15 protein-coding genes are annotated in these 11,864 nt (G+C 65.4%); 9 read left to right on the top strand and 6 right to left on the bottom strand.

Translation table 11 applies throughout. The features are described 5' to 3' along the window. Nucleotides 1-116: 116 nt before the first annotated feature. Entirely contained in the window at nt 117-929 is an 813-nt protein-coding gene (locus tag AC3A43_RS14195) for a hypothetical protein (RefSeq protein ID WP_487793205.1), read from the bottom strand. Next, nucleotides 926-1,981, bottom strand: coding sequence for a COX15/CtaA family protein (locus AC3A43_RS14190; protein ID WP_487793204.1), 1,056 nt, complete (start codon nt 1,979-1,981; stop codon nt 926-928). Before AC3A43_RS14190 ends, AC3A43_RS14195 begins: the two co-directional genes overlap by 4 nt. Nucleotides 1,982-2,083: 102 nt before the next feature. On the opposite strand from AC3A43_RS14190, the gene AC3A43_RS14185 reads away from it, so the two are divergent. From AC3A43_RS14185 to galU, 6 genes are all read left to right on the top strand, one after another. Next, nucleotides 2,084-3,016, top strand: a complete 933-nt coding sequence (locus AC3A43_RS14185) for a M48 family metalloprotease (protein WP_487793203.1) — start codon at nt 2,084-2,086, stop codon at nt 3,014-3,016. 57 nt (nt 3,017-3,073) lie between these two features. Further along, nucleotides 3,074-3,610: a peptide-methionine (S)-S-oxide reductase MsrA gene (gene msrA / locus AC3A43_RS14180; protein ID WP_487793202.1), complete on the top strand. Its 537-nt coding sequence runs from the start codon at nt 3,074-3,076 to the stop codon at nt 3,608-3,610. A 140-nt stretch (nt 3,611-3,750) separates the two neighbouring features. Next, the gene (gene yfiR, locus AC3A43_RS14175; RefSeq protein ID WP_487793201.1) at nt 3,751-4,290 is read left to right on the top strand and encodes a regulatory sequestration protein YfiR; all 540 of its coding nucleotides are present in this window, start codon (nt 3,751-3,753) and stop codon (nt 4,288-4,290) included. Then, entirely contained in the window at nt 4,287-5,513 is a 1,227-nt protein-coding gene (gene dgcN, locus AC3A43_RS14170) for a diguanylate cyclase DgcN/YfiN (RefSeq protein WP_487793200.1), read from the top strand. Before yfiR ends, dgcN begins: the two co-directional genes overlap by 4 nt. Nucleotides 5,514-5,529: 16 nt before the next feature. Next, a complete protein-coding gene (gene yfiB, locus AC3A43_RS14165; protein WP_487793199.1) occupies nt 5,530-6,030 on the top strand; it encodes an outer membrane lipoprotein YfiB in 501 nt (166 codons plus the stop codon). Nucleotides 6,031-6,089: 59 nt separating this feature from the next. Then, nucleotides 6,090-6,953, top strand: a complete 864-nt coding sequence (galU, locus tag AC3A43_RS14160) for a UTP--glucose-1-phosphate uridylyltransferase GalU (RefSeq protein ID WP_487793198.1) — start codon at nt 6,090-6,092, stop codon at nt 6,951-6,953. Nucleotides 6,954-6,990: 37 nt separating this feature from the next. On the opposite strand, the gene aqpZ is transcribed toward galU, so the two are convergent. Next, nucleotides 6,991-7,716 (bottom strand): aquaporin Z, encoded by a 726-nt coding sequence (gene aqpZ / locus AC3A43_RS14155; protein WP_487793197.1) that lies wholly within the window; start codon nt 7,714-7,716, stop codon nt 6,991-6,993. A gap of 100 nt (nt 7,717-7,816) precedes the next feature. Beyond that, nucleotides 7,817-9,103 (bottom strand): methyl-accepting chemotaxis protein, encoded by a 1,287-nt coding sequence (locus AC3A43_RS14150; RefSeq protein ID WP_487793196.1) that lies wholly within the window; start codon nt 9,101-9,103, stop codon nt 7,817-7,819. A gap of 181 nt (nt 9,104-9,284) precedes the next feature. Here AC3A43_RS14150 and AC3A43_RS14145 point away from each other — a divergent pair, with 181 nt between their 5' ends. Next, the gene (locus AC3A43_RS14145) at nt 9,285-9,590 is read left to right on the top strand and encodes a hypothetical protein (protein ID WP_487793195.1); all 306 of its coding nucleotides are present in this window, start codon (nt 9,285-9,287) and stop codon (nt 9,588-9,590) included. Between the two features lie 4 nt (nt 9,591-9,594). On the opposite strand, the gene AC3A43_RS14140 is transcribed toward AC3A43_RS14145, so the two are convergent. Further along, nucleotides 9,595-10,263, bottom strand: a complete 669-nt coding sequence (locus AC3A43_RS14140; RefSeq protein WP_487793194.1) for a S24 family peptidase — start codon at nt 10,261-10,263, stop codon at nt 9,595-9,597. A 137-nt stretch (nt 10,264-10,400) separates the two neighbouring features. Here AC3A43_RS14140 and AC3A43_RS14135 point away from each other — a divergent pair, with 137 nt between their 5' ends. Together AC3A43_RS14135 and AC3A43_RS14130 are read left to right on the top strand one after the other, a co-directional pair. Beyond that, nucleotides 10,401-10,667 (top strand): hypothetical protein, encoded by a 267-nt coding sequence (locus tag AC3A43_RS14135; protein WP_487793193.1) that lies wholly within the window; start codon nt 10,401-10,403, stop codon nt 10,665-10,667. Beyond that, on the top strand, nt 10,664-10,990 hold the full coding sequence (locus AC3A43_RS14130) for a hypothetical protein (RefSeq protein ID WP_487793192.1): 327 nt from the start codon (nt 10,664-10,666) through the stop codon (nt 10,988-10,990). Before AC3A43_RS14135 ends, AC3A43_RS14130 begins: the two co-directional genes overlap by 4 nt. Here the strand turns inward: AC3A43_RS14130 and AC3A43_RS14125 are convergent. Then, nucleotides 10,987-11,838: a hypothetical protein gene (locus AC3A43_RS14125; protein WP_487793191.1), complete on the bottom strand. Its 852-nt coding sequence runs from the start codon at nt 11,836-11,838 to the stop codon at nt 10,987-10,989. The genes AC3A43_RS14130 and AC3A43_RS14125 overlap by 4 nt on opposite strands. Between the last annotated feature and the right edge of the window lie 26 nt (nt 11,839-11,864).

Genomic DNA, 11,864 nt, shown 5'->3' with positions numbered 1-11,864 from the left:
CAAACCGCGCCGCCTGATCCTGATGGGACGCAGCGGCGCTTCGGAGCGGGCCAATGGCGTCAACCGAGCGGAAAGTCAAGCATATCGCGGCTTTGCTGACAGGTATTATGATACCTTCAGCTTTGCGGAGCGAGATCCAGCGCCCGTACCCGCTCTTCGACGAGGGTCCGTCCGGCGCCGTCCGCCTCGACGATCCAGCTCTGCCGCTGCTCGCGCAACACCAGTCCGGTGGCAGTGTCGATGGTCCACAGATTGTCGATTTCGAGCTGTTGGGGCTTCCCGCCAATGGCCGTAGTCTCGTGCTCGACCCTGGCGATCGTCTGCTGCGCGCCATCGTGCATCATCGACACGCTGGCGCCATCGTCGGGCACCCTCGCCGGGATGGCGTCATTCGCGGGCGCGACCAGCGCGCGGATATCGGCAGTCGCCAGCCGGTCGCGTTCGGCAGCGGGAAGCGCGGCGATCAGCTGCGCCAGCTGCTTCGCTTCGGGCCGTCCTGCGGCCGCCCCCGTCGCCTCGATCCGCGCCGTCACCCGCGCCCATAATTGCTCGGGATCGACCAGGTCGATACGGCTCCCGTCGGGCGCGACGAGATAGGCCATCGCTTCGCCGACCAGCGGCTGAAGCATCATCGTCAGCGCGCGCATGACTTCCGGGCGGGCATCGGAATCGATCCGCTGCAGCACCGCTTCGAGCCGATACCCCCGGCCGAGGCGCTGCCATTGCAAGGCATAGTCGAGTGAGAAATTAATCAGCGATCCATCGCGGCCGATGCGGCGCGTCGTCACACGATAGGCCATCGGCATCCCGACCGGCGGCGCAAACCCGATTTGCGCATTTGCGGCGACGGGGACTTCTTCCGCCGTCGCGGGCGGCAGCGACTGTGCGGCCAGCAACAACAGCGCGCCGAGGCCGCCGGCGGCGATCATAGCGGGCGACCGCCCAGCCGGTGCAGCGCCGACGCGGCAACGGCGACCAGGATCGCACCCACGACCTGATGCATCACCGCCACCCACATCGAAACGCCCGACACGACGGTCCAGATGCCCAGCAGCATCTGCGCCGCAACAACCGCGACGAGCAGCCGCGCCTCACCGCGCGCGCCGCGCCGCGACAAAGTTCGCGCCAGCAGGAGCAGCGCGCACGCGGCGACCCACGACCACCAGCGATGGAGGAAATGGATCAGAAAGGGATCGTTGGTCAGCGCGGCCCAGGCGCCGCCCGCCCAGTCGATGCCTTCGGGCACCAGATGATCGTTCATCAACGGCCATGTGCTCGCGACATAGCCGGCATTGAGTCCTGCAACCCATGCGCCCAGCAGTAACTGGACGAACAGGATCGCGATGACGCCGACCGCGGTTCGGGTCAGGCGCGCCGGGCGCGCCGATGGATCATGCGCCAGCGCGCCAAGATCGCGCGCGGTCCAGACCAGGCCGGCGAGCAGGAACAGCGCGGTGAGCAGATGCGTCGCGAGGCGGAAATGGCTGACGTCGGTGCGATATTCGAGGCCCGAGGCGACCATCCACCAGCCGATCGCGCCCTGCAGCCCGACCAGCGCGGCAAGCGCGAGCAGGCGCCAGCCATAGCCGACCGGAATCGCACGGCGCCAAGCGTACCAGATCAACGGGAGAACCAGCGCCATGCCGACCACGCGGCCGAGGATGCGGTGCAGCCATTCCCAGAAAAAGATCGCCTTGAACCCGGCAAGCGTCATGCCAAGGTTGATCTCTCTATATTCGGGGATCTGCTTGTACTTCTCGAATTCCCTGATCCAGTCGGCCTCGTTCAGCGGCGGCAGAACGCCCGAAACAGGGCGCCATTCGGTGATCGAAAGCCCCGATTCGGTCAGGCGGGTGATGCCGCCGACCGCGACGACCGCGATGACCAGCAGTGCGACCGCCCAAAGCCAGCGTACGAGCGCCGCAGGGCGAGGTCCGCCGACGGCGCGCTTAACGGCGGATTTGGTAGAAACCTCGGTCATCGCCGCCCTATCGGCGCTTGCCCGGCGATAGGCAAGAGGGGCCGGATGGCAAGTCGGGCAAATTTCATAGCCTCGACAGGGTGCGCTTGGTAACAGGCCGGCATGCGAAATTTCGCCGTCCTCATCATGGCTTCTATGCTTGCACTATTGGCGGCGCCAGTGGCGGCAAACGGCGACCGCCCGGCTTATTATTCGGCCCTCGCGCAGCAAGAGGCGCGCCTCGCCGCCATCGGCTACCGGCTGACGACGGCGAGTGCACGCTGGTGCCCCCAGACGACGCCGCAGCCGGGCTGGATTCTCGGCGATCTCCGTCGCTTCAAGCCGGGCGACCGCACCGCAGCCAGCAAGACCTATGCCGCCGCCGATGGGCCGTTCATTTCCGCTATCGCGCCCGGTTCGCCGGCCGAACGCGCCGGGCTGGCGCGCGGCACGCGTATCGCGGCGATCAATGGCGAAGCGGTTTCGACACCCGACGAGGGGCCGACGATCCGGATCGATACCGCCATTGTGAGGCTCTATACGCTCGATCCCGCCGCGCCATGGACGGTCACCGACACCGAGGGACGCCTCTACCGGCTGGCTGCCGCGCCGGGGTGCGCCAGTGCGTTTCGCATCGAACTTCGCGGCGCTCAGGCGGCCGCCAACGGGATATTGGTGCGCGTGACCCTGAATCTGGCGCAGTCGATCACCGCCGATGAAGAGTTCGCGGCCGTGGTCGCGCACGAGCTGGCCCACAACATCCTGCGCCACCGCGACCGGCTGGCGGGAGACAGGTCCGCAGCCCGCATCCGCGAGACCGAGTTCGAGGCCGACCGGCTGTCGGTGTGGCTGATGGCGGACGCGGGCTACGACCCCGCCGCCGCGATCCGTTTCTGGGAACGACACAAGCGACCGTTGATTCGCGCGGCGTCGCACCCGCCGCGCAGCGAACGCATCGCCGCGATCGAATCCGAAATGGCCGCGATGCGGACGGCGCGCGCCGCCGATGCGTCCGCGCGTCCTTCGCTGATCGACGCACTGCCGCCCTTGGAATAGCGCGGCGTGCATCCTATTTTGGGGACACGCCATTTGCCCCCGACAAGGATAGACACCATGACCCGTGAAACCGCCATTTTCGCCGGAGGCTGCTTCTGGTGCACCGAAGCCGTGTTCCAGTCGCTGAGCGGTGTCGATGGCGTCGAAAGCGGTTATATCGGCGGCAGCGTCGTCAACCCCACTTATAAGCAGGTCTGCAGCGGCGACACCGGCCATGCCGAGGCGATCCGTATCACCTTCGACCCCGCTGTCATCAGCTATGACGATCTGCTCGACGTCCATTTCGCGACGCACGATCCGACGACGCTCAACCGCCAGGGCAACGACATTGGCACCCAGTATCGCAGCGCGATCTTCCCGCTCGACGCGGCGCAGGGCGACGCCGCCCGCGCCGCTATCGAACGCGCTGCGGCCGACTGGCCGGCGCCGGTCGTTACCACGATCGAAACCGCGTCCGACTGGTATCCGGCCGAAGATTATCATCAGGCCTATTGGGACGGCGAGGGTCAGCGCAATCCCTATTGCATGGCTGTTATCCCGCCGAAGCTCGCTAAACTACGCAAGGGGTTCAGTGACCGTTTGCGTCCGGAATAGAAGACCGGTGAGTCATACGGCCGCCGTTGCAATATGGCTGCATGACGTCACTTTTCATTGACTTTCCAATTGTTTTGACTAGCGGACGCGCCTTCGCTGGGGCAGGATAGCCCCTGTAACGCAATTGGGGGTCGTTGCCGGTGCTGGCATCGCTTTTTCTGATTGGCACGTTGGTCACGACACCGCAGATGTCGGTTCAGGCCGCAAGCCAGACGGCCGTCGAAGACGGTTCCGGGGGAATGACGCGCGCCGTCAACCGGATGATCGGCGGCATCGTCAGCTATGCCCGATGGCCGGGCAGCTCGCCGGCGGCCGGGCGTACGATGTGCGTGATCGGCGCACCCCGGTTGACCGATCGCATGGCACCTGACGTTCCGGGGCCGGGCTCGATCACGGTCCGCCGGATGACGGCCGCTGCGGTCACGCCCGATTGCGACATATTGTTCCTCGGCCGGATGCCCGTCGCCGACCGCCGACAGCTTATCGCCTGGGTACGCGGACGCCCGATCCTGACCATTACCGATGACGACGCCGCATGCATCTATGGCGCGATGTTCTGCCTGAACAACAGGGTGGCGAGCATCAGCTTTTCGGTCAATATCGACGCCATCGGTCGGGGCCCGCTGCGGATCGACCCGCGCGTTCTGCGCATCGGCGGCGGCGAGGGGGGGGGGTCATGACCATCCAGACCCCCAACCCTCCGGTCGAACGGATCGGCGCGCGCACGACGCTGCAAAAACTGCTGTCGCGCTTTCACTTCGGCATCACCCTGTTCGCGGTCGCACTGTCCGGCCTGACCATCCTGCTCGCCGGGGTCACCGCACTGCGTGGCTATGCCGACCGCAATATGGAACTCGCGGCGCAACTGGGTGCCTATGGCGTCGAGCCGGCGCTGGTATTCAACGATCCCCAGGCGGTCCGCGAGGGGCTCGAGCCGCTGACCCGGATTCCCGGCATTGCCCGGTTGCGCGTGCTCAACGATGTCGGGCGCCCCGTAACCCAATGGACTTCGCCCGCTGCAGATCCGGCGCCGCTGCTCACCCGTATCTTTTTCCCCCGTCCCTTTGCCGTGACGGTCCAGCGCAACGGATCCGCCATCGGGACGATCGAAGTGTGGGGAGATAGTTCGACATTGATCGACTATGTTCGCATTGGCCTGCTCGCGGGGCTCGGGTGCCTGCTGATCACCGCGTTTGGCACGATTTTCCTCGCCCGGCGGTTCGAATATGAACTGGTAAAGCCGCTCAACGAGATCGCGACCGTGGCGCACGATGTGCGCTTGCACCGCCGGTTCGACAAACGGGTGCAGCCGCTTGGCATTGCCGAGCTCGATCGGCTGGGCGGCGACATCAATGCGCTGCTCGACGAATTGCAAGGCTGGCAGGGGACTATGGAAAGCGAACGCGCCATGCTCGCCCACCGTGCATCGCACGACACGCTGACGGCGATGCCGAACCGCGACGCCTTCGACGAGCAGCTCGCACAGCGCATCGCGGCGGCGAAAGATCGGGAGGGCCGCTTTGCGCTTCTGTTCATCGACGCCGACAATTTCAAGGCAGCGAACGACAATTTCGGTCATGCCGCAGGAGATGCCGTGCTCGTCACGCTGTCGGGGCGGATCAAGGACACGCTGCGCAAGGATGACTTTGCCGCCCGCATCGGCGGCGACGAATTCATCGTCATCATCGAGCTCGACGGCGAAGCCCATCCCGAAACGCTGGCAAGCCTTATTCGCGCCAGCGTTGCCGAACCGATCGTGCTGCCGGGCGGCGAGACCTATCGCGCCGCGGTAAGCGTGGGGATCGCGATATTTCCCGACAATGGCAGCGACGCCACCGCCCTGCTGACCGCCGCCGATGCGGCGATGTACACCGACAAACTGACCAACCGTTCCAGACAATGACCAGCGGAGAAACGCCGTGACCCTCAATCCTCCTCGCTCGATCAGGTTCATACTCCTGACCGTCTTTGCCGCCATGCTCGCCGCGTGCCAGAGCGTGCCCGCGCCGACCGGCTTCACGCCCGCGCAAATCGCGGCGCTGAAGAGCGAAGGCTTTGTCGAAGCCGGTACGGGATGGGAACTGACGTTCAACGAACGGCTGCTTTTTGCGTCGAACGAGAGTACCATCCAGCCCGAACAGCGCGTCCGCATCGCGGAACTCGCGCGCAACCTCACGTCGGTTGGCATCGCCACCGCGCGGGTCGAAGGCCATAGCGATTCGACCGGCGCATCGGCCTATAATCTGGCCCTGTCGCAAGCGCGCGCGCAGTCTGTCGCAGTTCCGCTCCAGGCCGGGGGGATGCGCTTGACGCCGGACCAGATCGTCGGGCGCGGCGAAGCGGTGCCGATGTCGAGCAACGACACCGTCGAAGGACGCCAGGACAACCGGCGCGTCGTTGTGATCGTTACGCCGCAATAAGCGGCAGCAACATGTCGTCGCCCTTTTCTTGACCGACGTTCACAGCTAGGCCTTCGCCCATGAAACCGATCCGTAAAGCCGTCTTTCCGGTTGCCGGCCTTGGCACCCGCTTCCTGCCTGCGACCAAGGCGATCCCCAAGGAGATGCTGCCGATCGTTGATCGGCCGCTCATCCAATATGCGGTCGACGAGGCGCGCGAGGCGGGAATCGAGCAGATGATCTTCGTGACCGGCCGCGGCAAGAGCGCGATCGAGGACCATTTCGACGTCGCCTTCGAACTCGAAAAGACGATGTCCGAACGCGGCAAGGATCTGTCGGTGCTCGAACCGACGCGGCTCGGGCCGGGTGCCTGCGCCTATGTCCGGCAGCAGGAGCCGCTGGGCCTGGGGCACGCCATCTGGTGCGCGCGCGACATCGTCGGCGACGAACCCTTCGCCATCTTCCTGCCCGACGAATTCATGCACGGATCGCCGGGCTGCATGAAGCAGATGGTCGACGCCTATCACAAGGTCGGCGGCAATCTGATCTCGGTCCTCGAAATCCCGCGCGAACAGGTATCGAGCTATGGCGTGATCGCGCCGGGCGCGCGCGACGGCGCACTGACCGAAGTGACCGGCCTTGTCGAAAAGCCATCGGTCGATGCCGCGCCGTCGAACCTGATCATCTCGGGCCGCTATATCCTCCAGCCCGAAGTGATGCGCGTGCTCGAAGGCCAGGAAAAAGGCGCCGGCGGTGAAATCCAGCTCACCGACGCGATGGCAACGATGATCGGCAACCAGCCGTTCCACGCCGTGACCTTCGACGGTGCACGCTATGACTGCGGATCGAAGGCCGGATATATCCAGGCCAATCTCGCGGTCGCGCTCGAACGTCCCGATATCGCAGCCGAAGTCCGCGCCTTCGCGATCGACTTGCTGAAATAGGACCGGCGGAGGCTTCAAGCCCCCGCCGGATCCGCCATTACTCGCCCTCGATATTCGGCTTCGGGAAGGTGTCGGCCCCCAGCGTCTTGTAGAGCAGGCCGCCGACCGCGCCGCCGATCAGCGGAGCAACCCAGAACAGCCACAGCTGTTGCAACGCGATGCCGCCGACGACGAGCGCCGGCCCCGTGCTGCGCGCCGGATTGACCGAGGTGTTGGTCACCGGGATCGAGATCAGATGGATGAGCGTGAGCGCGAGGCCGATCGCGATCGGCGCAAAGCCCGCGGGCGCGCGGCCATCGGTCGAACCCATGATGATCCACAGGAAGAAAGCAGTCAGCACGATCTCGATAATGAAGCCCGACCAGATGTCGTATCCGCCAGGCGAGCCCGCACCGAATCCGTTGGCGGCAAGGCCCTTGGTTGCGAGATCATAGGCCGGACTGCCACTCGCGACGTAAAAGAGCAGAAAGGCCGCGACGATCGCGCCCAGAACCTGCGCGATGACATAGAGCGGGATGTCGCGCGCATCGAAACGCCCGCCGGCCCACAGCCCGACGGTGACCGCCGGATTGAGGTGACAGCCCGAAATATGGCCGATCGCATAGGCCATGGTGACGACCGTCAGGCCGAAAGCGAGCGACACGCCGAGCAATCCGATGCCGACATCGGGGAACGCCGCAGCAAGCACCGCGCTGCCGCAACCGCCAAAGACAAGCCAGAATGTGCCGATGAACTCGGCGAGGCCCTTTTGCATATTGGTCATGATGACCCTCCTCCCCACCGGTGGTCACGGACGCCCCCGGCGCAAACGGCATCCTATCAGGGCTGCGCCACCGGGCAAGTCTTTGCGCGAGGAGGGAAATTCAGGCGACGGCCACCGCTTCGACGAAATGTCGGGCGCGCTGATGCAGCGACAGCGCCGCCTCGGTCAGTCCGGCGGACAATTGACCCAGCGCCTGCGCGCCATCGCCCACCGCCGTCGCACCATGCCCTATTTCCCGCACCCGAACGTCGATCTCCCGTCCGGCCGATACAGCTTGCTCGACATAGCTCGCGATCATCAATGTCGTCGTGCTCTGTCCATCGACCGCGCGGTCGATGGCATCGGAAAAGCCGTTGTTCGCATCGATCGCCTTCTCGACTTCGAAAAAGCCTGCCGCGACCTGTCCTACGATGTCGCGGATCCGATCGACATATTGGGTGATGTCGCCCGCCGCCGACCGCGTCTGACTGGCCAGCGTCTTGACCTCCGATGCGACGACGGCAAAGCCGCGGCCCGCATCGCCCGCCCGCGCCGCCTCGATCCCCGCATTGAGTGCGAGCATGTTGGTGCGGCTCGCCATGTCGATAATCAGCGCGAGCATCTGTTCGATCGACTGGCTCGCGGCCTTCAACGCCATCGCGCGCTCGCTCGCCTGCTTCACCTTCAGATACGCCTCGCCCCGCACGACCCGGGCGCGCGATCCGTCGTCGACGATCTTTGCCATCGTTGCGGCCAGCGCATGCCCGCGATCGCCAAGCTCGTGCAGCCCCGCCAGCGTTTGCGCCGTGGCGCCGGCGACCGTCACCGCATCACGCCCCGTCTGACCGGCGCGTTCGGACAGCGTGCCCGCGACCGCCTCGACCTTGCGCGCCATCTCCGACAGCGCGGCGGTCAGTGTCGTTATCTCCTGCTGGAATTGCCGCCCGGCGTCGTCGATATGCGTCGTCCGTGCCGCGCGTTCCTGCGCCAGCTCGACTTCGCGCAGCATGGCCAGTTTCGCGAGTTGGCCACTGTCGAGCGTTTCGACGAACCGGCCCGCGTTGACGAGGATCAGTTCCTGCTGCCCCGGCGATTGCGTCGCGATACGCAGCAAGTCGGTCGTCGAACACGCGACATCAGCGGTCGGGCAAGGTTCGATCATCGAGGCGATCGAGCCCCCGATCGTCGGATTTTGCATCAACGAAAACCAGAAGGGGCAGAAAAGCAGCTCGCGCACGCGCTGTTCGCGGACGATGCCGACAGGGCGGTCCGCCTCATCGACGACGGCAAGCGCGCGCAATTGCGGGTTGCCGCGGAACAGATCGATCACCTGCGACATATGCGCATCGGCACCGATCGCGGACGCGTGGCCCGACGATGGCGTAAAGGCATATCCCATGGCGTTCATCGATCTCTCTTCAGTCTGCACCCTGTCCGGACACCGACCTAGGGCGACTTGGTAAATAGAAATTTAACCATTTATTTCAGTGATGTGACACATCGACCGCGCGCGACGTCACTCCATCGCAATATCCTGTTCAGATCGCGGCGATTATGCGATGGGCCGTCAAATCGGCGAGGAGAAAATAATGCGCGTTATAATCCTGGCGGTGCTGGCCGCCCCGCTGCTCGCCGGTTGCATCAGCGCGGTGAAGACCGTCGTGACCGCGCCGGTTAAGGCTGTCGGTCAGGTTGCCGACTGGTCGACGACCAGCCAGGACGAATCCGATCGCAACCGCGGCCGCGAAATGCGCAAGCGCGAGGAAGAGCTGGGAAAGCTGTCGCGCCAGCGCGACAAGGCAGCCGAAAAATGCCGCGACGGCAAGGCGGACCAATGCCAGCGCGCCGAGGTGCTGGAGCATGAGATCGAAGCACTGATGGCAGCGCCGCGTTAAGCGGTCATCTCACCCTCCGGCCCGTCCATACGACGCGGCCTACAAGCTGCACCGATCCCATCGGCAGATCGTCCCAGCTGCGATAATGCGGATTGTCGCTGATCACTGAAATCCGACCCTGCCCCGGTGCGCGCGCGACGCGCTTCACCATCAGCACATCGTCCATGCGCAGCACATAGATGCCGTCGCGCAGTCGCGCCGCCGCATCGCCGCCATCGACCAATATATCGTCGCCATCGTCGAGCGTCGGCGCCATCGAATCGCCTTCGACGCGAATGATGCTGAGCGCGCGGGGATCGGCCCCAAGGTCGCGCAGCCATTTTGGATCGAAGGCGACTTCGCCTTCGACCGCCTCGCCATCGACGCTCGCGCCCGCACCCGCAGAAGCCCCGATTGCGAGCTTGGGCACCAGAACCATGCCCGGCCCGCGCACACGCGCAGGCGTTGCAATGCGTTGCACCGGCCCCCCCAGCATCGCTTCCGGTACGCCAAGATAGGCGGCGATACGCGCGCGATCCTGTTCGGCGAGCCGCCGCGGCGAGCCACGCTTGATATATTGCTGAATATAGGCGGGATTGCGCCCGATCACCTGCGACAGGCGCGCATAATCTATGCCCCTGTCGTTCAAAAGGCTGTCGAGCGCAGTGCGCGGATCCTGAATGAAATCGGTCATGAGGTCGCCGGGCTGGTCCTTCCTATTTCGTCCCTAGCAAACGGATTTTTCCTAGACAAGTAGGAAAACGATCATCAGATAGGAAATATCCTATCGGGCGAGTCGCCCGGTTCGGGAGCGCGATCAGGGAGGAAATTATGGAGCGCAGCCTGCTGCAACGGATCGAGGCCTTTTTGAAAGAGTCGGCCATGCCGCCCAGCGTATTCGGTCGCGACGCCGTGCGCGACCCGCGCCTCGTCAGCGATTTGCGCGGCGGACGCGAGCCCGGTCGCCGGTTGATATGTCGCACGGAACATTTCATGAACAAATGGCGTGCCGATCGCCATGCCGGCCATGTCGCGCCGCAAGGTGATCGACGAACCCGCGCCGTGCGGCAGCACCTTGAGACGGGAGCCGGGGCATGATGCGCTGGTCGCCCGCCCGGCCGCCCCGTCACGGCTGTCCGCATCGGCGGCTCCGTCATCTGCTCGTCCGCGAATTGCCGCGCGGGCTTGAGCCCGGCGCTTCGACCTTTCGGCCGTGGGCGAGCGCCAGTTTTGTCGGCGCGCGTCATCTGTTTCCGTGCGTGCTCGCCGCGGGCGATACGGAAATGGTGCGCCGCGCCCTGCACGCCCGGCTCAGCGCGATCGAATGGGCGCTCCCGGGGCATATTGTGGCCGATGTGGTGGTCGAATGCGGCGCCGACCCGGGCGCGCTGCGGATCGAAATCCTGACGGTCGAGGATTAGCCAGCCGACTGGCGCGTCATCCGCTGCAGCGTGCTGAGCGCGGCTTCAAGCGCGAAATCGACCTCGGGTTCGTCCTCGGCGTCGGCGCCTTCGGGCACCGGGATCGCCGCGGTCGAAGCGGGGGTTGTCTGCCGACGGCGGGTCAGCCCCGCCTCGAACCGCGCGACCATCGCGCCGAGCGATTTGTCGGCGGGATCGGGCATCAGCGGCGCGGTCATTTCGGCGGGCTGCAGCCAGGGCGCGTCGCCATCGAATTCGTCTTCGGGCGCAAGATCGGCGAGCACCAGTTCGTCGTTGGCGACGGCGGCTTCCGACTCGCCCAGCCACAAACCGGATGTACCCGCTTCGACGATCGCACTTCCGTCCAGCCCCCCGGCCGGCAGGTCACGCCCGGCGCGGATCGGCGGACGCGGCGGATCGTCGGGATGCAGGTCGACGCGGCGGCGGCGCGTCAGAATCTCTTCGCCATCGTCACCCTCGACGTCAGGGGAGGTGCGGCGGAAACGGTTGCGAAGCGACGACAAGCCGGCCGCTTCGGGTTTTGCGATCAGCAACGCGACAAGGCCTGCGATCATCGCGGCGACCGCCGACATGCCCAGCGCCAGCGCGAGCCGTCCGCCATTGCCGATCGGCGCCACGAAGAAATCGGAGAGGCGGTCGAGATAGAGGTTCCAGCTGATTCCCGCGACCCACGAAAAGGGCATCAGCGCAGCGAACAGAAAGGTCAGCGCCGCGGCACCGATCACCGCCGGAATCGCGGGCTGGAGCGCGCGCAGCAGCGCGCTCGCTGTCGCCTTGGCCCGGTTCTCGCTCGTCTCTTGCATATCGTCCCAAATCCATCGGCCCATCGGACCGTTCCTGTCGTCACATCCGG

Source organism: Sphingopyxis sp. Soil_C_28 (assembly GCF_057657055.1).
The sequence above is the reverse complement of the archived record's forward strand: the minus strand, read 5'-3'. Positions and strand labels throughout refer to the sequence as shown.

Coding starts and splice junctions, on each gene's coding strand:
- AC3A43_RS14125 (WP_487793191.1), bottom strand. CDS start 11,838: ATGGGCCGATGGATTTGGGACGATATGCAAGAGACGAGCGAGAACCGG.
- dgcN (WP_487793200.1), top strand. CDS start 4,287: ATGACCATCCAGACCCCCAACCCTCCGGTCGAACGGATCGGCGCGCGC.
- msrA (WP_487793202.1), top strand. CDS start 3,074: ATGACCCGTGAAACCGCCATTTTCGCCGGAGGCTGCTTCTGGTGCACC.
- AC3A43_RS14150 (WP_487793196.1), bottom strand. CDS start 9,103: ATGAACGCCATGGGATATGCCTTTACGCCATCGTCGGGCCACGCGTCC.
- galU (WP_487793198.1), top strand. CDS start 6,090: ATGAAACCGATCCGTAAAGCCGTCTTTCCGGTTGCCGGCCTTGGCACC.
- AC3A43_RS14130 (WP_487793192.1), top strand. CDS start 10,664: ATGATGCGCTGGTCGCCCGCCCGGCCGCCCCGTCACGGCTGTCCGCAT.
- AC3A43_RS14135 (WP_487793193.1), top strand. CDS start 10,401: ATGGAGCGCAGCCTGCTGCAACGGATCGAGGCCTTTTTGAAAGAGTCG.
- AC3A43_RS14185 (WP_487793203.1), top strand. CDS start 2,084: ATGCGAAATTTCGCCGTCCTCATCATGGCTTCTATGCTTGCACTATTG.
- AC3A43_RS14195 (WP_487793205.1), bottom strand. CDS start 929: ATGATCGCCGCCGGCGGCCTCGGCGCGCTGTTGTTGCTGGCCGCACAG.
- AC3A43_RS14140 (WP_487793194.1), bottom strand. CDS start 10,263: ATGACCGATTTCATTCAGGATCCGCGCACTGCGCTCGACAGCCTTTTG.
- AC3A43_RS14145 (WP_487793195.1), top strand. CDS start 9,285: ATGCGCGTTATAATCCTGGCGGTGCTGGCCGCCCCGCTGCTCGCCGGT.
- aqpZ (WP_487793197.1), bottom strand. CDS start 7,716: ATGACCAATATGCAAAAGGGCCTCGCCGAGTTCATCGGCACATTCTGG.
- AC3A43_RS14190 (WP_487793204.1), bottom strand. CDS start 1,981: ATGACCGAGGTTTCTACCAAATCCGCCGTTAAGCGCGCCGTCGGCGGA.